General features: G+C 73.3%; 17 protein-coding genes. 12 read left to right on the top strand and 5 right to left on the bottom strand.

Going from position 1 to position 18373, the window contains the following annotated elements; translation table 11 throughout:
• Window positions 1-243 precede the first annotated feature (243 nt).
• From PSR1_RS13275 to PSR1_RS13250, 6 genes are read left to right on the top strand one after another with little or no spacing between them, the layout of a single operon-like run.
• Window positions 244-1269 (top strand): cytochrome c3 family protein, encoded by a 1026-nt coding sequence (locus PSR1_RS13275; RefSeq protein WP_237757946.1) that lies wholly within the window; start codon window positions 244-246, stop codon window positions 1267-1269.
• A complete protein-coding gene (locus PSR1_RS13270; RefSeq protein WP_059438011.1) occupies window positions 1266-1991 on the top strand; it encodes a formate dehydrogenase subunit gamma in 726 nt (241 codons plus the stop codon). The genes PSR1_RS13275 and PSR1_RS13270 overlap by 4 nt, the downstream gene beginning before the upstream one ends.
• Entirely contained in the window at window positions 1969-2967 is a 999-nt protein-coding gene (locus PSR1_RS13265; RefSeq protein WP_059438010.1) for a M56 family metallopeptidase, read from the top strand. Before PSR1_RS13270 ends, PSR1_RS13265 begins: the two co-directional genes overlap by 23 nt.
• Before the next feature lie 8 nt (window positions 2968-2975).
• Complete coding sequence (locus PSR1_RS13260) at window positions 2976-3536, top strand: hypothetical protein (protein WP_237757945.1); 561 nt, start codon at window positions 2976-2978, stop codon at window positions 3534-3536.
• Window positions 3533-5539: an ATP-binding protein gene (locus PSR1_RS13255; RefSeq protein WP_059438008.1), complete on the top strand. Its 2007-nt coding sequence runs from the start codon at window positions 3533-3535 to the stop codon at window positions 5537-5539. Before PSR1_RS13260 ends, PSR1_RS13255 begins: the two co-directional genes overlap by 4 nt.
• On the top strand, window positions 5536-6192 hold the full coding sequence (locus PSR1_RS13250; protein WP_011421049.1) for a response regulator transcription factor: 657 nt from the start codon (window positions 5536-5538) through the stop codon (window positions 6190-6192). The genes PSR1_RS13255 and PSR1_RS13250 overlap by 4 nt, the downstream gene beginning before the upstream one ends.
• A gap of 332 nt (window positions 6193-6524) precedes the next feature.
• Here the strand turns inward: PSR1_RS13250 and PSR1_RS13245 are convergent, their stop codons facing one another.
• Window positions 6525-6944, bottom strand: a complete 420-nt coding sequence (locus PSR1_RS13245) for a hypothetical protein (protein ID WP_059438007.1) — start codon at window positions 6942-6944, stop codon at window positions 6525-6527.
• Window positions 6945-7000: 56 nt separating this feature from the next.
• Window positions 7001-7429, bottom strand: a complete 429-nt coding sequence (locus tag PSR1_RS13240) for a hypothetical protein (RefSeq protein ID WP_059438006.1) — start codon at window positions 7427-7429, stop codon at window positions 7001-7003.
• Between the two features lie 559 nt (window positions 7430-7988).
• Between PSR1_RS13240 and hemA the strand changes: the two genes are divergently transcribed.
• The 3 genes from hemA (at window position 7989) to PSR1_RS13225 (ending at window position 12216) form a co-directional block, all read left to right on the top strand.
• On the top strand, window positions 7989-9257 hold the full coding sequence (gene hemA / locus PSR1_RS13235; RefSeq protein WP_059438005.1) for a glutamyl-tRNA reductase: 1269 nt from the start codon (window positions 7989-7991) through the stop codon (window positions 9255-9257).
• A 71-nt stretch (window positions 9258-9328) separates the two neighbouring features.
• Window positions 9329-10837 carry a HAMP domain-containing sensor histidine kinase gene (locus PSR1_RS13230; protein WP_059438004.1) on the top strand — a complete coding sequence of 503 codons (1509 nt, stop codon included), beginning with the start codon at window positions 9329-9331 and terminating at the stop codon, window positions 10835-10837.
• The gene (locus tag PSR1_RS13225; protein ID WP_059438003.1) at window positions 10834-12216 is read left to right on the top strand and encodes a sigma-54 dependent transcriptional regulator; all 1383 of its coding nucleotides are present in this window, start codon (window positions 10834-10836) and stop codon (window positions 12214-12216) included. Before PSR1_RS13230 ends, PSR1_RS13225 begins: the two co-directional genes overlap by 4 nt.
• 38 nt (window positions 12217-12254) lie before the next feature.
• On the opposite strand, the gene rpoH is transcribed toward PSR1_RS13225, so the two are convergent.
• Window positions 12255-13178: an RNA polymerase sigma factor RpoH gene (gene rpoH / locus PSR1_RS13220; protein ID WP_059438002.1), complete on the bottom strand. Its 924-nt coding sequence runs from the start codon at window positions 13176-13178 to the stop codon at window positions 12255-12257.
• A gap of 309 nt (window positions 13179-13487) precedes the next feature.
• Here rpoH and PSR1_RS13215 point away from each other — a divergent pair, with 309 nt between their 5' ends.
• From PSR1_RS13215 to rplC, 3 genes are all read left to right on the top strand, one after another.
• A complete protein-coding gene (locus PSR1_RS13215; RefSeq protein ID WP_059438001.1) occupies window positions 13488-14207 on the top strand; it encodes a sensor histidine kinase KdpD in 720 nt (239 codons plus the stop codon).
• Window positions 14204-14584: a response regulator gene (locus PSR1_RS13210; protein ID WP_011421042.1), complete on the top strand. Its 381-nt coding sequence runs from the start codon at window positions 14204-14206 to the stop codon at window positions 14582-14584. The genes PSR1_RS13215 and PSR1_RS13210 overlap by 4 nt, the downstream gene beginning before the upstream one ends.
• A gap of 137 nt (window positions 14585-14721) precedes the next feature.
• Window positions 14722-15432, top strand: a complete 711-nt coding sequence (rplC, locus tag PSR1_RS13205; protein WP_059438013.1) for a 50S ribosomal protein L3 — start codon at window positions 14722-14724, stop codon at window positions 15430-15432.
• 171 nt (window positions 15433-15603) lie between these two features.
• Here rplC and typA read toward each other — a convergent pair whose 3' ends face one another.
• The gene (gene typA, locus PSR1_RS13200) at window positions 15604-17451 is read right to left on the bottom strand and encodes a translational GTPase TypA (RefSeq protein WP_059438000.1); all 1848 of its coding nucleotides are present in this window, start codon (window positions 17449-17451) and stop codon (window positions 15604-15606) included.
• A 122-nt stretch (window positions 17452-17573) separates the two neighbouring features.
• Window positions 17574-18373: DUF4388 domain-containing protein (locus PSR1_RS13195; RefSeq protein WP_152643350.1), on the bottom strand; the 800-nt coding region annotated here is incomplete at its 5' end.

Below are 18373 nucleotides of genomic sequence, written 5' to 3'. Positions count from 1 at the left end.
CCCCGGCCCCGCGCAGAATCGTCGGCGATTGCGCGAGGCGCGGGGGAGGTGTGCGGAGGCCGCGATTCTTGCGCCGCATCTCGACCGGATGAATCCAGATCAATTCGTGCTGAATTCACGCGTGCTTATCCGGCCGGAGGCGTTGGACAATCCGCCCGCCCCCTGGTAGGAAGTGGCGCAATCCGTGGCTGTCACGGATTGACGCACCGACTCCTCCAGGGTGTGCAAATGATCCGACGCCTGTTGCCCCTCCTCCTCGCGTTCGCCGCGAACCCAGCCTGGGCGGGTATCCCGGCCGAGCAGGAGGACTGCCTCGGCTGTCACAGCGACCCGAGCCAGACCTTCGACCTCCCGAGCGGCGAGAAGCTCTCGCTGTACGTCGACCAGGACGCGTTCGCGAAGTCGGTCCACGGCGAGGCGCTCCGCTGCACGGAGTGTCACACCGACAAGACCAGCGACCACGCCACCGGCGAGCTGAAGTTCAAGACCCGCCGCGACGTGACCCGCGCCTACTACGAGCAGTGCAAGGGCTGCCACTTCGCGAACTACACCAAGACGCTGGACGGCGTTCACTACGCGGTGATGGCCAAGGGCAACGACAAGGCCGCGCTCTGCGTGGACTGTCACGGCGCCCACGACATCTCCCGGCCGGGCCAGCCGCGCACGCGCATCTCCAAGATGTGCTCGGGCTGCCACGCGGAGGAGGCGGACGTCTACGCGAAGAGCGTGCACGGCCGCGCGGCGGAGAGCAGCCCCGACGTGCCGGTGTGCACCGACTGCCACCGCGCCCACGACACCACCGACCCGCGCGACGGCCAGCTCGCCATGCGCACCCCGGAGATCTGCGGCCGCTGCCACACCGACGAGAAGCTGATGTCGAAGTACGGCCTCTCCAGCAAGGTGGTGTCGACCTACCTCTCCGACTTCCACGGCATGGCCGCCACGCTCCAGCGCAAGCAGAAGAACGCGCCGGACGCGCGCCTCGCCGCGGTGTGCACCGACTGCCACGGCGTCCACGACATCCAGTCCTCCAAGGACCCGTCGTCCGCGGTGATGGCGGCCAACCTGCAGAAGACCTGCGCCAAGTGCCACGCGGGCGCCAGCGCGAGCTTCCCGAAGGCGTGGCTCTCGCACTACGAGCCGACCCCGCAGAAGGCGCCGCTCGTGTGGGGCGTGCAGGTCTTCTACAAGATGCTGATCCCGTTCATGGTGGGCGGGCTCGTGCTCCAGATCGCGCTGCACCTCTGGCGCGTGGTGGTGAACCGATGAGCGCTTACATCGTCCGCTTCAACCTGCAGCAGCGGATCGAGCACTTCATCACGATGCTGGTGTTCGTGCTGCTGTGCCTCACCGGCCTGCCGCAGAAGTTCTACACGGCGGGCTGGGCGCAGACCGTGGTCGGCGTGTTCGGCGGCATCGACGTGGCGCGCTGGGTCCACCGCGTGTGCGGCCTGGTCCTGGCGGCGTCCACGGTGATCCACTTCGCGAACGCGATCGCCGCCATGCTCTCGAAGAAGATCGGCTTCACCATGGTGCCGTCCAAGAAGGACTTCGAGGACGCCATCCTCCAGCTCAAGTACTACCTGGGCGTGACCGACAAGCACCCGATGTACGATCGGTACACGTACAAGGAGAAGTTCGAGTACTGGGGCCTGGTGTTCGGCAACGTCATCATGGTGCTCACCGGCTTCATCCTGTTCTTCCCGGTGACCTTCGCGTCGCTGCTGCCGGGCGAGGTGATCCCCGCCGCCAAGGTGGCCCACTCGAACGAGGGCCTGATGGCGTTCCTGGTGATCACCATCTGGCACGTGTTCAACGCGCACCTGAGCCCCGACGTGTTCCCGTTCGACACGTCGATGTTCACCGGCAAGGTCAGCCGGGAGCGCTACGAGCACGAGCACCCGCTCGAGCTGGCGCGCATCGAGGGGCGGGCGCCGCCCGCGGAGCACGGCGGCCACGCCTCGTCGCATGACGAGCGCCACGTGGGCTGACGTCCTCGCGCAGGCCATCTTCCACACCCTGGTCGCCTCGCTGTTCGTGGAGGCCCTGGTGCGGACCTGGCGAGTGCGCGACCCCGGCCAGCGGATCGCCCTGCGGCTCACCGCCCTGGGCTATCCGCTGGTCCTGTTTCCGGCGCTGGTGCTGCTGTTCCCGGTGCGGGCCGGCGACGCGTTCCGCGAGGGCGGCGCGCTGCTCGTCGGCCGGCGCTGGGCGGACGTGCGGCTGCTCGGGACCGGGATGTACCAGTGGTTCGTCGGCGGGCTCGCGGCCATGGGGCTGGCGCTGCTGCTCATGGACCTGGTGCCGTTCCTGTGGCGCCGGCGCCGCGCGCGCCCGCCCGAGCCGGCGGCGCCGGACCCGGAGACGGCCGCGCGTCTCGGCGCGACGCTGGCCGAGCTGGCCGCCCGCCTCGGCACCCGCGCGCCGGCGCTGGTCTGGGTGGAGCGCGGCGCGCCGATCCTGTTCTGCACCGGCATCCGGCGGCCGGCGGTGGTGCTCTCGCGCGGCGCGCTCCGCCTGCTCGACGCGGCCGAGCTGCGCGCGGCGCTGGCCCACGAGCTGGCCCACCTGGCGCGGCGCGACCCCGCCGCGAGCTGGGTGGTGCTGCTGGCGCGCGTGGCCATGGGCCTCAACCCGGCGTTCCAGGTGGTCTCGCGCGCGCTGGCGCGCGACGCCGAGTGGCTCGCGGACGACCACGCCGCCGAGGCGTGCGGGGACCGCCTCGCGCTCGCCAGCGGCCTGCTCAAGCTCCACCGCGCCACCGCCGGGCCGCCGCCGGTGCCGGTGCGCCGGACGGTGCCGCTCGCCGCCGCGCTCTCCGAGCCGCTCGCCCGCGTGCGCTCGCGCGACATCGAGCTGCGCTGCCGGCGCCTGCTCCAGCCGCCCGCGCCGCGGCTGCCGTTCGGCGCGGCGCGGGTCGCGCTGGCGGCCCTCACCCTGACGGCCCTGCTGTTCTTCGTGGTATGACCGGGAGCGTGACGCGCGCGCGCGAGGCGGGGCTCGAGCTCGCGCGGATGCTCGCGGCGCTGGTGTGGGTGGCCGCGACCTCCGCGCTGGTGATCGCCGCCCTCGGCGCGCTGCCCGGGTGGATCGCGGGCGAGGGCAGCGCGGTGCGCCACGCCGCCAGCGTGCAGGAGGCCGAGCGCAGGCTCGGCGCCATGCTGATGCTGCCCGGCTACTTCCCGCAGCGCCTCGCCTGGCCGCCCTCGGAGATCCGGCTCGCGGGCGGGCGCCGCGGCTCCGCGGCCATCACGGTCGTCGACCGCACCGGCGCGCCGGCCGTCCAGATCCTGCAGTCCACCGCCGAGGGCGCCGAGATCGCCGCGCCGCTGCTCGCCGATCGCAACGTCCTGCGCGTGCAGCGCACCACGGTCGGCCCGTACCCGGCCACGCTCTCCGCCGTGCTGGTGGCGGGGCAGCCCTGGCAGGAGCTGGCGTGGGAGCAGCGCGGCCGGGCGGTGCTGCTCCGCACGCGCGGCGATCTCGACGAGCTCTACCACATGGCCCACAGCACGCACCCCGGGGGCGGCCGGTGAGGCCCGCGCACGACGCAGGCGCCCCCGCGGCGCCGCCGCCTGCCCCGCCGCAGCCCGCCCCGCCGGCGAGCGCGGCCGCGCCCGGCACCGCGCCGCACCCGGCCATCCCGGGCGGCATCCGCCGGCGCGTGTACCTCCTGATGGCGACCGGCATCGCCGTCCCGCTCGTCATCATGGGCGCCACGGGGATCCACTGGGCGCGCAACCTCGACGACCGGCTGGTGCAGGGGCGCATGTCCGCCGCGGCGATGGCCGCGACGCACTTCGACGGCGTCCTGACCGAGGACCTCGAGGTGCTGCAGCGGCTCGCCTCCGGCGTGGCCCAGACCATGGGCAACGCCGACCTCGAGGACGAGCGGCGCGTGGTGGCCGACGCGTACCACCAGTTCCGCCACCGCGAGGGCGTCTACCTGCTGGACGCCGAGCGCAACGTGCTCGCGGAGGCGCCGGGCGGCCCGCGCTCGGCGGCGCCCGCCGACGACCTGCCGGTGGTGGACGAGGTGCTGCGCACCGGGCTGCCGCGCCTGTCCGGCGTGGAGCAGGGCGCGCGCGGGCGGGTGGTGCACGAGCTCGTGCCGGTGCGGAGCTGGCAGAACCAGATCATCGGGATCGCCGGCGGCACGTTCGACCCCTCGCGGCGCGGCTTCGACCGCGTGCTCCAGCACCTGCGCCGCGGCGAGAGCGGCTTCGCCGAGCTGATCGACGCCGGCGGCACCATCATCGCGAGCACCGTGCCGGCCCGCGTCGGCCGGCGCACCGAGTGCCGGGCGCACCTGGGCGAGCTGGTGAAGGACAAGCGGGCGCAGGCGGCGCGCTGCGACGGCTGCCACGGCGAGTGGAGCGTGAAGGCGGCGGCGCCGGCCGAGCTGATGGTGTTCGCGCCGCTCGCCGCGGCGCCCTGGGGCGTGGTGGTGCGGCAGCGCACCGCCGAGGCGCTGCCGACCGAGGGCGACGTGCCCTGGTGGCTGGTGGCGGCGGGCCTGGCGGCGCACATGGGCATCGCGGCGGCGTTCGCCTGGGGCGCGGCCCGCAGCGTGACCCGGCCCATCGGCGTGCTCACCGGCGAGGCGGAGCGCATCGCCGGGGGCGAGCTGGACTGGCCCATCCCGGACCTCGGCACGGACGAGGTCGGGCGGCTGGGACGCTCGCTCGACCGCATGCGCCTCGCGCTCCGGCGCCTGCTCGACGACGTGGCCCGGGTGAACGCCGAGCTGGAGCAGCGGGTGGAGGAGCGCACCCACGCGCTCAACGAGGCCTACGCCCAGCTCGCCGCGCGCGAGGAGGCCCGGGCGCAGCTCCTCCGAAAGCTCATCTCCGCGCAGGAGGACGAGCGCAAGCGCATCGCCCGCGAGCTGCACGACGAGACCAGCCAGAGCCTGGCGGTGCTGGCCATGGGGCTCGAGGCGGCGCAGGACGCGCTGCGCGGCGGCAAGGCGCCGCGCCTCGACGAGGTGAAGGCGGTGGCGGTGCGCACGCTCGAGGACGTGCACCGCATCATCCTGGACCTCCGCCCGTCGGTGCTCGACGACCTCGGGCTGCTGTCGGCGATCCGCTGGTACGCGGAGCGCCAGCTCGGCACGCGCGGCATCTCGGTGCGCTGCGAGTTCGGGGAGCTGGACCGGCGGCTGCCGCCCGAGATGGAGACGGCGCTGTTCCGGATCTGCCAGGAGGCGATGAGCAACGTCGCCCGCCACGCCCAGGCCACCGCGGTGCTGGTGGAGGTGGCGCTCGAGGACGACGTGTTCCGCATCGACATCGAGGACGACGGCCGGGGCTTCGACGCGGAGGCGGTCGCGCGGCGCGAGGGGCGCCGGTCGTGGGGCCTCATGGGCATCCGCGAGCGCGCCGAGATCCTGGGCGGCGAGGCCACGGTGGAGTCGGCGCCGGGGAAGGGCACCCGCGTCGAGGTGCGCATCCCGGTGCCGCGCGCGACGACCGAGCCGGGCGCCGCCGCCCCCGCCGACGTGGACGCGGACGCGGACGGGAAGGGGAGGGGAACGTGAGCGACAAGATCCGGGTGCTCATCGTGGACGACCACGCCATCCTGCGCGAGGGCGTGCGCGCGCTGCTCCAGCTCCAGCCCGACATCGAGGTGGCCGGCGAGGCCGCCGACGGCATGCAGGCGCTGGAGCAGGTGGAGCGGCTCGATCCGGACGTGGTGCTGATGGACATCGCCATGCCCGGGCTGGGCGGCATCGAGACCAGCCTGCAGCTGAAGAAGCTGGGGCGGCGCGCGCGCATCCTGATCCTCTCGCAGTACGAGGATCGCGAGTACGTCCGGCGCCTGCTCAAGGCCGGCGTGTCGGGCTACGTGCTCAAGAAGTCCGCCGGCGCCGAGCTCGCGAACGCGATCCGCGCGGTGCACCGGGGCGGCCTGGTGCTCGACCCGGAGGTCGCCCGCACCGCCATGGAGGAGGCCGGTCCGGCGGCGCCCGGGGAGGCGGATCCCTACGAGTCGCTCACCGACCGCGAGAAGCAGGTCCTGAAGCTGGTCGCGGAGGGCCGGAGCAACAAGGAGGTGGCGGACGTGCTCGGCATCAGCGTGAAGACCGCCATGAGCCACCGCGAGCACGTGATGGAGAAGCTCGGCGTCCACAACCGCACCGAGCTCGTCCGCTTCGCGATCCGCAAGGGCGTGATCCGGGTGGACGAGTAGCGCGCCCGGGCCCCGAAAAGAAGGGATGCGGCGCAGCCGCCGGCCCCCACCGGAAGCTGCCCGCATCAGGTGAAGAACCGCAGCCCCCCTCCCAGAGTGCCGCCGTTCTCCAGCCCCGGGAGGTAGCACGTGCCGTGCCCGCGCCGGCGGTCCCCGCGGCGGCGTCGACGCCCGTGAGATCGATGGGTTGCGCTGCCGGCGCACCCGCGGTGCTGGGTGCCTTGCCCCATCCCTTCGGGCGCGTGGGGGAATGGCCCCACCCGACCCACACTCCCAAAGGAAGAGGCCGGCGGCAATCGCCGCCGGCCCCGGTCCCCGCTTCCCCGCCGCCGCTACTCGTCGCCGCGCTTGCGGGCGATCTCGTCCTCGAGCGCCTTCAGCTCCTTCGTCGGCGCGGCCCCCGGCGCCTTCTCCTCCTCCTCGCCGGGCTTGCCGGTGAAGTGCGCCTCGCCGGGCCGCCACCCGGGGTGGACGGTGGCGGCGAGGTCGGCCGCGCCCTCCTTCACGCCGCCGGTGACCTTCTTCACCACGGCGTGGACCAGGAGCGCGAAGCCGATCACCGGCATGAACATCAGGAACAGCGCCCCGAGCACCGGCACGACCACCAGGAGCAGGGGGAACGGCACCTTCACGAACCGCGCGCCGTTGCCGGGGAGGCGCCCGCCCTCCGACGGGACCACCTCGACCGCCCACGCCCTCGGGTTCCAGTAGTAGCCGCCCTTCACGTTCGCTCCGCCCGTGTACTTGGCCATGACCGTCTCCTTCCGTGCCGCTCCGTCGACCGTGGGACCGCGCCCGACCGCGCCGCTCAGCTCTGGCGCCGCTTCGCCTCGATCTCCTTCTCGAGCGCCTCGAGCTTCTCGTCGCGGGCCGTGGGCCCCTTCTCCTCGACGCCCCCGTTCTCGGTGGACTTGCCGGTGAAGTGCGCCTCGCCGGGCTGCCAGCCGGGGCTCATGGTGGCGGCCAGCTCCTCGGCGGGGCCGCGGAAGGTGCGGACCGCGCGCATCGCGATCGCCTGCGCCAGCAGCACGAAGCCGATGACCGGCATGAACATCAGGAACGTCGCGCCGAGCACCGGGGTGAGGACCAGCGCCAGCGCCACCGGGACGCGCCGCCACTCGCCCTTGCCCTGCGGGAGGCGCTCGCCGTCCTTCGCCACCGGCTCGATCGACCACCGGGAGAGGTTGAGGTAGTAACCGCTCTGCACCGCGCTGCCGCCCTTGAACGTGTTGGCCATTGATTGGCTCCTTTCGATTGGCAATGTCTCGCCAATCGAGCGGCGAAGAAATTGGGACGATGCCCGAGCCGCGCGGGAAAGAATCCGGGGCGACGACCGGCGCGGCGCCGGAGCGGGCGGGGGCGCGAGGCCGGGGACGGGAGGGCGCGGGCACCGGGGCCGGCGGGGCGCGGGGACCCGTGCGCCGCGGGGGCGGACACCCGAGGCGGCGTCGGGCGGATTCCCGATGTGCGCGGGCGCGCGGGCCGGGGCGGCGGAGGCCGCGCCGCGCACGGCCTGGGCGCACGTCCGCCGGCGGGAGGATGCGGACCGGAGGAGGCGGTGCGGCCGGGGCGCGCGGCGAAGGCCGCTGAAGGAGCTAACCCTGCGACCTTGCGCGCAGCTTCCAGGGGTCCCCCGCGCTCCGGACGGGCCCGCAGCGGTTTCGCCGGCGGGGACCCACGCCCCTGATCCGGCGCAACGCTTGCGCGATCCACGCCGCTACCCTGCGGAAATCCCGCACCTTCCCGCGGGGCACGGCGCTTGCTCGCAAGCCGCCCGTTCCCGAAAGGAGCGCCTCGTGCTCGTCGCAGTCGGGCTGAACCAGAAGGGCGCCACGGTCGCAGACCGCGAGGTCCTCGCGCTGCCGTCGGAGGAGCTGCTGGACGCGCTCACCGCCTTCCAGGCGCTCGACGGCGTGGACGAGGTCGCGATCGTCTCGACCTGCTACCGGGTGGAGATCTTCGCCGCGGCGCGCTGCCCCGCCGCCGCGGAGCTGTCGCTGCGCCACGCGCTGGAGGCGCGCGCCGGCCGCCCGCTCCCGCTGTTCGAGCTGCAGGGCGAGGAGGCGTTCCGGCACCTCGTCCGCGTCGCCTCCAGCCTCGAGTCCGCCATCCTGGGCGAGCCGCAGATCCTCGGCCAGGTGAAGGACGCGTTCCACCGCGCCGCCGAGGCGGGCGCCGCCGGCAAGGAGCTCGCCTCCGTCCTCTCCCGCGCGCTCGCCGCCGCGAAGCGCGTCCGCACCGAGACCGCGGTGGGCCGCGCCGGCGTGTCCTGGGGCAACGCCGCGGCCGCGCTCGCCAGCAAGGTGCTCGGCCCGCTCGCCGGCCGCCGCGTGGCGGTGATCGGCGCGGGCGAGATGGCCCGGCTCACCGCCCAGCACATGCGCGACGAGCGCGCCTCGGTGGTGGTGCTGAACCGCACGCTCGCGAACGCCGAGGCGCTGGCCGCCGAGGTGGGCGGCGAGGCCCGGCCGCTGGACGCGCTGGAGCAGGAGCTCCTGCGCGCCGACGTGGTGGTGTCCGCCGCGCCGGCCGCGCCGGCGGCGCTGGCCCCGGAGGTCATGCAGCGCATCCTGCACGCCCGCCGCAAGCGGATCGTCATGGTGGACCTGGCCGTCCCGCGCGCCATCCCCGCCGAGACCGGGGCGCTGCCGGACGTCTACCTGTGCGACGTGGACGACCTCGACCGCGTGATGAAGGCCGCCATGGCCGAGCGCGCCCAGGCGGCCCAGCACGCCGAGCGGATCGCCGACGAGGAGGTGCAGAAGTTCGCGCGCGCCGAGGCCGAGCGCCGCGCCGCCCCGCTCATCCAGGAGATGCGCAGCCGCGCCAGCGCCATCGCGCGCGAGGAGGTGGAGCGCACGCTCCGCCGCCTCGGCGAGGACCCGGAGCTCGCGAAGCGGCTCGACGCCATGGCGGGGTCGATCGTCTCGAAGATCCTGCACGCCCCCAGCACCCGCCTCCGCCAGGCCGTGTGCGACGGCGGGGCCAACGACCCGCTGGTCGCCGCGGCGGTGCAGATCTTCGACCTGTCCGCGGCACCGGCCGCCCGGGGCGACGCCGCGTAGCCGGGGGCCCGGGCCTTCCCCAGGCCCGGAATTCCTGAGATATTGCGCGCGTTGACCGACGGGCCGACCGCATGAACCTCCTCGAGCGCAGCTACCGGAGCCTGGACTCCAGCATGCGCGCGCGCGTGCTGGTGCCGACGGCGCTGCTGTTCGCGGTGACGCTCTCCGCGATGGTGGCGGCCGCCGTGCACTTCTACGGCGCGGACATGGAGAGCGGTCGCCAGGACCGGGCCGAGCTGTTCGCGACCATGGTCTCCTCCGGCGTGTCGAACGTGATGCTGTCGGGCAAGCCGCGCGAGGTGACCACGCTGCTCGAGGCGCTGGTGGCGCACCGCAGCGATCTCCTCTCGGCCAGCCTGATCGCGCCGAACGGCTACATCTCGATCTCCACCAGCCCGGCGCTGCTCGGCCGCGTGCCCTGGTCCGAGGTGAACCGGGTGGAGGGCACCACCGTGGTGGTGGGGCCGGGCGGCAACGACGCCGAGTACGCGGTGCTCCAGCCCATCGTGAACGCCGAGTCCTGCGCCCGCTGCCACGGCACGCAGAGCCACGTGAACGGCTGGCTCGACCTGCGCTTCACCCGCGAGCCGGTGCTGGAGGCGCAGGCGCAGCTCGCGAAGACGCTCTCGCTGTCCGCGGCGGCGGCGTTCGTGTGCCTCCTCGCCATCCTGCTCTGGCTGCTGGGCCGCGAGGCGGTGAGCCCGCTGCAGCGGCTGGTGGCGGTGATGCGCCGCGCCGAGTCGGGCGAGCTGACGGTGCGGGCCGACGAGGGGCGCCCGGACGAGCTGGGCGTGGCCGCGCGCGGGTTCGACGCCACGCTGGCGGCCCTGCGGCGCAGCCAGGCCGAGCTGGAGGCGTTCTACCGCGAGCGCATGGTGCGGGCCGACCGCTTCGCGGCGGTGGGCGAGATCGCCACCGGGCTGGCGCACGAGATCAAGAACCCGCTGGCCGGGCTGTCCGGCGCGCTGGAGCTGCTGGCCGAGGACTTCTCCGCCGACGCGCGCCACTCCGAGATCGTCGGCGAGATGCAGCACCAGGTGCGGCGGCTCACGCACACCATGGAGAGCCTGCTCAGCTTCGCCCGGCCGGCGAAGGCGAAGCTCCGCTCCACCGACGTGAACGCCACGCTGGAGAAGGTGCTGTTCCTCATCCGCCAGCAGTCGCGCGACGGCACCCTCGAGCTGGTCCCCGAGCTCGCGCCCGGGCTCCCGGCGGTGCTGGCCGACCCCTCCCAGCTCGAGCAGGTGTTCCTCAACATCTGCCTGAACGCCTGCCAGGCGATGATCGCCACCCGCCGCGGCGGGGTCCTCACCGTCCGCTCCCGCGTGGGCGACGGCACCGTGAGCGTCGAGGTGGAGGACACCGGCCCGGGCATCCCGGCCGACCTCCGCGCCCAGATCTTCAAGCCGTTCTTCACGACCAAGCGCGAGGGGAACGGGCTCGGGCTCGCCATCTCCGCGCGCATCGTGGCGGAGCACGGGGGCCACATCGGCTACCGCTGCCCGCCCGAGGGCGGCACCACCTTCACCGTGACGCTGCAGCAGGCGCGGCCCCAGCGCGCCCCGGAGCACGCCGCATGAACAGCACCCCGGCCCGCATCCTCGTCGTGGACGACGAGAAGCTCATCCGCTGGTCGGTGGCGGAGCGGCTGCAGCGCGGCGGCTACGAGGTCCTCTCGGCCGAGTCGGGCGAGCAGGCCCTGGAGATGGTCGCCGCCACCCCGCCGGACGTGATGCTGCTCGACGTGCGCCTCCCGGGCATCGACGGCGTCCAGACGCTGCAGCGCGCGCTCTCGCTCCACCCGGAGGTGGCGGTCCTGATGATGTCGGCGCACTCCACCGTGGACATCGCGGTGGAGGCCATGAAGCACGGCGCCATCGACTTCCTGGTGAAGCCGTTCCCGTTCCAGCAGCTCGACGAGGCGGTGGAGCGCGCGCTGGCGAACGCCCGCACGCGCCGGCAGATCGCCACGCTCACCAGCGACAAGCGCGGCGCGAGCGCGGTCGAGGCGGTGGTGGGCTCCTCGGCGGCCATGGAGCAGGTGCGCTCGATGATCTCGCGCCTGGCCGGCAGCGACACCACCACCGTGCTCATCGAGGGCGAGAGCGGCTCCGGCAAGGAGGTGGTGGCGCGCGCCATCCACTTCCGCAGCGGCCGCGCGGACAAGCCCATCCTCCAGGTGAACTGCGCGGCGCTCCCCGAGCACCTGCTCGAGTCGGAGCTGTTCGGCCACGAGCGCGGCGCGTTCACCGACGCGCACACCCAGAAGCGCGGCCTGTTCGAGACCGCCGAGGGCGGCTCGGTGATGCTGGACGAGATCGGCGACCTGCCGCCGGGCGGCCAGGCCAAGCTCCTCCGGATGCTCGAGAACAAGACGTTCCGCCGGGTGGGCGGGGTCCAGGAGCTCCGCGCGGACGTGCGGGTCATCGCGGCCACCAACGTCAACCTGGAGGAGCGGGTGGCGGAGGGGCGCTTCCGCGCCGACCTGTTCTTCCGCCTCAACGTGGTGCGGATCGTGGTGCCGCCGCTGCGCGAGCACCTCGACGACGTGCCCACCCTCACCGCCCACTTCGTGGCGCGCTTCAACCAGGAGATGAAGCGGCAGGTGAAGGGGGTGGCGCCCGCGGCGATGGAGCTGCTCAAGGCCTACCACTGGCCGGGCAACGTCCGCGAGCTGCGCAACGTGATCGAGCGCGCCTTCATCCTCCACGCCGGCGCCGACGAGATCCGGCCCGAGCACCTCCCGCCCGAGCTCCGCAAGGCGACCCCCGGCGCGAAGCGCCCGGAGAAGCTGGTGCCGCAGGTCACGGGGGAGGGGCTGGTGCTCGACGACGTGGAGCGCAAGCTCATCGCCGAGGCGATGGAGCGCGCCAGCGGCAACCAGTCCAAGGCGGCGCGGCTGCTGGGCGTGTCCCGCGACACGCTCCGCTACCGGCTCAAGAAGCACGGCATGGCGTAGGGCGCGGCCCGGGCGCGGCCCGGGGACGCGCCCCGCGGTCAGGCCAGCACGCGGTCGTCGATCTCGACCGGCTTGCCGTCGGTGGGCCAGTCGATCTCGGTCGCCAGCGCGCGCAGCTCCTCCTTCAGCTTCTCCTTGGCGCGGATCTCGAGCTGGCGGGCGCGCTCGCGCGAGAAGCCGAAGTGCTCGCCCAGCTCCTTGAGCGTGAGCGGGCGGTCGCTCATCACGCGCATCTCGATGATGTAGCGCTCGCGCTGGTCGAGGCGGCCGAGGGCCTCGCCGATCCGGCCGGAGACGACCTTCTGCTCCTGCACCCCGGACAGCTCGTCGTCCTGCGACGCGCCGCCGGACGCGAGGAAGTCCACGTGGGAGTAGCCGCCGTCGTCGCCCATGGGCGCGTCGAGCGACAGGTCGCGCCCCTCCATCCGCTGCTCCATCTCGCGGACCTCGCCGGGCTTCACGCGGAGCTTCTTCGCCACCTTGTTCGCGTCGTGGCCGTCGGAGTCGGCGCCGTGCTCCTGGGAGCGCTTGTCGAGCTCGCGCTTCGTGCGGGCCAGCGAGAAGAACAGCTTGCGCTGCGCCTGCGTGGTCCCGAGCTTCACCAGCGACCAGGACTTGAGGATGTAGTTCTGGATGTACGCGCGGATCCACCACACCGCGTACGAGATGAGGCGGATGCCCTTGTCCGGATCGAACTTCTGGACCGCCTTCATCAGGCCGATGTTGCCCTCCTGGATGAGGTCGGCCATGCGGAACCCGTAGGAGCGGTACTCGTAGGCGACCTTGACCACGAAGCGGAGGTTGGCCGTGACCAGCCGGTGGGCGGCGCGGGTGTCGCGGTCGGCGCAGTACTCGCGCGCGAGCCGCTGCTCTTCTTCGACCGTCAGCAGCGGAAACCGATTGATCTCGGAGAGGTAGAGCTCGAGGGAGCTCGCGGTACCCGGGATGCTCTGGCGCTTCATCGGACCTCCGTGGTGCGTGGCGGTGGCAGCAGGTAGGCCCCTAAGCAACCCATGTGCCGTCTGGGGTCAAGCGCCGTTCAGCCGTGATCCTGGGCGGTTGCCTGGAGGGGGGCGGGTCGCCGGCCCGGCGGGAGCCTATAATCGTTACAGGGTCGCCAGGAGAAGGCTGCCCTGTTGGGTTTTTGGGCTGTAAGAATTGCAAACGCCCGATTCAGGGCGCCACCGACCCACTTGCGGATGGGCGGTACCCTCCGCAACCTGTGGTGGCTATCCCCCGCGGGGCGGCCAGGCGGCCAGGCGGACGCGAGAATGTCGGCGAAGAACGGAACGGAACGGACGGCGAACCAGGCTGCGCCGGCGGACGCCGAGGAGCGCTCGGGCTACCTCGGCTTCGTCGCGCACGAGGTCCGCAACCCGCTCTCGACCGCGCTCTGGTCGGCCGAGCTGCTGGCGCGCATGAGCGCCGCCGAGCGCGGCGGGGCCCGCGGCGAGAAGCTGACCGCGATGTGCCTGCGCTCGCTGGGACGCGTCCGGCAGCTCGTCGAGGATCACTTCCTGTGCGAGCGGCTCGAGGTCGGCGGGCTCCCGGTGCGCCCGGAGCCCATCTCGCTGCGCGACGCGCTGGAGCACGCGGCCGGGCACCGGCCGGGCGACGTCGGCGAGGTGTCCCTGGACGGCGTCGAGGCGGCCCTGGCGGTCAGCGCCGATCGCGCGCTCCTCGAGCGCGTGCTCGACGCGCTGGTGGCGGCCGCGGGGCGCGAGGGCGAGCCCGTGCGGGTGAGCGCCCGGCTGGACGGGGGTCGGGCCGTGCTGCGGGTGAGCGGCGCGGAGGCCGGCCCCGGCGCGCTCGACGATCCCCGGAAGGGAGCCGCCGGGGACCCGAAGGGCAGGGCGCTCGCCCTTCCGGCCGCGCGACGGGCGGCGGCGGCGCTGGGTGGGGGACTCTCGGTGGAGGGCGGAGCGTTCGTGCTCACCCTTCCCGGAGCCGGAGCGTATACTGCGCGCCCCGCATCGCCGCCGTTGCCATGACCGAACGCCCGCTGGTCCTCGTCGTCGACGACGATCCCGACATCCTCGACGCCATCTGCGACATCCTCGAGGGCGAGGGCTATCGCGTCGCGCGCGCGCGCCACGGCCTCGAGGCGCTGGACCGCGTGGCCGAGGAGGAGCCTTCGATCATCCTCCTCGACCTGATGATGCCGGTGATGGACGGCCTCGCGTTCGCGCAGGCGCTCCGGCAGCGGCGGAACGGGGCCCCGCGCATCCCCATCGTGGTCATCTCGGCCGACGGGAACCCGCAGAAGGCGGCCTCGGTGGGCGCCCAGGGCTACCTGGCGAAGCCCTTCGACATCGACGCGCTGCTCGCGCAGGTCACCGACATGGCCGGCGAGCCGATGCACGGGTAGCCGCGCCCGGCGCCAAAAACCCCCGCGCCACGCGGGCTTCGCTTGACAGGTCGCGCGCCGGCGGGTAGAAAGCCCACCCTTTCCAAGGCACGTCCTCCGCGGCCCTGCGACGCGCGGCGGACCAATGCGAGGTGATCATGGCGACTGGGCTGCTGGCGAAGAAGGTTGGGATGACGCAGATCTTCACCCCCGAGGGTGACTGCGTCTCGGTCACGGTGCTCGAGGCGGGCCCGTGCACGGTGGTGCGGCGCAAGACGGCGGAGAAGGACGGCTACGACGCCGTCGTCATCGCCTTCGGCGCCGTGGACGAGAAGCACGCCCACCGGCTCAGCAAGCCCGAGGTCGGCGTGTTCAAGAAGGCCGGCACCGGCCTGTTCCGCCACGTGAAGGAGATCCGGGTGAAGGACGCCAAGCTGCTCGGCGACCTCAAGGCCGGCGACGTCCTCACGGTGGACAAGGTCTTCAAGGCGAACCAGCGGATCGACGTGGCCGGCGTCACCAAGGGCCGCGGCTTCACCGGCGTCATGAAGCGCTGGAACATGAAGGGCGCCGCGCGCGACAGCTCCACCGCGCACGAGCACCACCGCCACGTCGGCGCGATCGGCCAGCGCAAGACGCCGGGCAAGGTGTGGAAGGGCAAGCACCTCCCCGGCCACTACGGCGTGGACAACGTCACCATCCAGAACCTGACCGTGGTCGGCATCGAGCCGGAGCAGAACGTGCTGCTCGTGAAGGGCGCCGTCCCCGGCCACGCCGACGGCCTGCTCTTCGTGAACACCGCGGCGAAGGGCCAGCCGCGGATCAAGCAGAAGCAGGAGGTCCGCGAGCGCGCCAAGCCGAAGGTGTAGCCGGCTTCGAGGCAGCGCCGCAGGACACGACGCGCCGTCCGGGAGACCGGGCGGCGCGTTTCGCTTGGAGCCCCCGCCAGCGGCCGGGAGCGCCCCCACCGACGACGAACGCCGCCCGGGGGTCCGGGCGGCGTCGGGTGCTGCGGGCGGCGGGGAGGGCGAGGCCCCGGGCTACGAGGCCTCGGCCTGGCCGCGCTTGCGGTCGCGCTCGATCTTGTAGCGCGCGGTCGGGTCGAGGAACTTCTTGCGCAGCCGGATCGACTGCGGCGTGACCTCGACCAGCTCGTCCTCGGCGATCCACTCCAGCGCCGCCTCCAGGCTCAGCTCGCGCGGCGGCGTCAGGATGACGTTCTCGTCGCGGCCGGCGGCCCGGATGTTGGTGAGCTTCTTCTCCTTGCAGATGTTGAAGTCGAGGTCGTTGTCGTGGCTGTGCTCGCCCACGATCATGCCGGGGTACACCTTGTCGCCCGGCTTCACGAACAGCGCCCCGCGCTCCTGCGCGTAGAAGCAGGCGTAGGCGACCACGTCGCCGATCCGGTCGGCCACGATGGCGCCGCTCTTCCGCTTCTCGATCTTGCCCTGCCACGGCTCGTAGCCGTCGAACTGCGAGGACATGATGCCCTCGCCGCGGGTCAGGGTGAGGAAGTCGCCCCGGAAGCCGATGAGCCCGCGGGCGGGCACGCGGAACTGCAGCCGGGTGCGGCCCGAGCCGAGCGGCTGCATGTCCACCATGCGGCCCTTGCGCGAGCCCATGCTCTGGGTGACGCCGCCCACGCCGTCGTCGGGCAGGTCGCAGACGAGCAGCTCCATCGGCTCGTGCACCTCGCCCCCGACCGTCTTGAGGATCGGCTCCGGGTTCGAGACCGTGACCTCGTACCCCTCGCGCCGCATGTTCTCGACGATCACCGCGAGCTGCAGCTCGCCGCGGCCCACCACCTTGAACGCGTCCGGCGTGTCGGTGTCCTCCACGCGGATGGACACGTTGCGGTACGCCTCGCGGTAGAGCCGCTCGCGGATGTTGCGGCTGGTGACGTACTTGCCCTCGCGGCCGGCGAACGGCCCGTCGTTGACCTTGAAGACCATCGACATGGTGGGCTCCTCCACGCTGATGCGCGGGAGCGCCTCCGGGGCGGCCGGGTCGGCGATGGTGTCGCCGATGCCGATCTCCTCCGCGCCGGCGATGCAGACGATCTCGCCCGGGCCGGCGTCCTTCACCTCGACGCGCTTCAGGCCGTCGTAGGCGTACAGCCGCACGATCTTGGCGGGGACGACCTTGCCCTCCTCGCGCAGCACCGAGATGGCCATGCCCTCGCGCGCCACGCCGGAGGCGACCCGGCCGATGGCGAGGCGGCCCACGTAGTCGTCGTAGTCGAGGTTGTCCACCAGCATCTGCAGCGTCTCGCGCTCGCCGGCGGGCGGGGGCGGGACGTGCGTGAGGATCGCGTCGAACAGCGGCTTCAGCGACTCCGCCTCGAACGCGCCCTGCACGGTGTGGGCGGCCTTGCCCTCGCGCGCGATCGCGTAGATCACCGGGAAGTCGATCTGCCGCTCGTTCGCGCCGAGGTCGATGTAGAGCGAGTATACGAGGTCGAGGACCTCCTTCGCGCGCGCGTCCTGCCGGTCCACCTTGTTGACGACCAGCACCGAGGGCAGGCCCATCGAGAGCGCCTTCGAGAGCACGAAGCGGGTCTGCGGGAGCGGCCCTTCGGCCGCGTCCACCAGCAGCAGCACCCCGTCCACCAGGCGCAGCGCGCGCTCCACCTCGCCGCCGAAGTCGGCGTGGCCGGGCGTGTCCACGATGTTGATCTTCACGCCCTGGTAGGTGACCGCGGTGTTCTTCGCGAGGATGGTGATGCCCTTCTCGCGCTCGAGGTCGTTCGAGTCCATGACCCGCTCGACCACTTGCTCGTTGGCCCGGAACACGCCGGCCTGGCGCAGCATGAAGTCGACGAGGGTGGTCTTGCCGTGGTCGACGTGGGCGACGATCGCCACGTTGCGGATCTGCTCGCGGGGGGTCATGGGGCTCCGGCCTGCAAAGGGCCGGAACGGACGCCGGCCTGCAAAGGGCCGGAACTTATAGTCCTTTGATGCGGCGCCGGCAAGGGGAAGCGCGGCGGGCGCCGCGCGGGCCTCCGGGACCGCTACATGAAGCCGATCCGCCGGGTGGAGGCGAGCACCCGCTCGACCTCGTCGAGCACGCGCAGCGTGCGGCAGGCGGCCAGGAACGCGCGCGCGTCGCGCTCCGGCAGCTCGGTGAGCCGCAGCAGGTCGTCCACGCTCTTCGTGCCGTCGGCGAGCGCGAGGAGCCGCGCCTCCTCCGGCCGCAGCCGCAGCGCGTACAGCTCGAAGGCGGGATCCGGGACGGGGGCGAGGTGCGCGGCGCCGGGCAGCTCCTCGCGCAGGCGCTCCGGCGTGGCGGTGCGCCGGATGCCCTCCAGGATCACCTCGGCCGGATCGAGCCGCAGCGGCACCCGCCCGGCCGGCGGGCGGCCGTGCTGGAACGCGTACGTGCCGTCGCGCCACTCGAAGGTGGACCAGGCGACGGCGCGCACCAGCCCGGTGAGCAGCTCGACCCGCTGCTCGGGGGTGATGGCGCCCGCCTCGACCAGCAGGTCCGAGGTGCGCGCGCCGGGGGCGGCCGCGCGCCGGAGCGCCTCCAGCCGCTCGGCGGTGACGGCGCCCCGCCGCACCGCGACCGCGCCGAACCGCTCGGCCGCCACGTTCGAGGCCGCGTACACCGGCGCGCCGCGCTCGACCACCACGATGCGGCGCACCGGCCCGCGCGAGAGCGTGAGCGCCCCGGTGGCCTGGCCGACGTGCAGCGCCACCAGGAGGCGCGGCACCCGCGTGGCGGCGAGCTCGCCCGACGACGCCGGCGACGGCTCCGGCGCGGTGGCGCGGGCGTGCCGCGTCTCGGGGAGCGGGGTGAGGAACGCGTCGT

This window comes from Anaeromyxobacter sp. PSR-1 (assembly GCF_000964525.1).
In the GTDB taxonomy this organism is placed as follows: Bacteria; Myxococcota; Myxococcia; order Myxococcales; family Anaeromyxobacteraceae; genus Anaeromyxobacter.
This window is presented reverse-complemented; position numbering and strand designations above follow the sequence as displayed.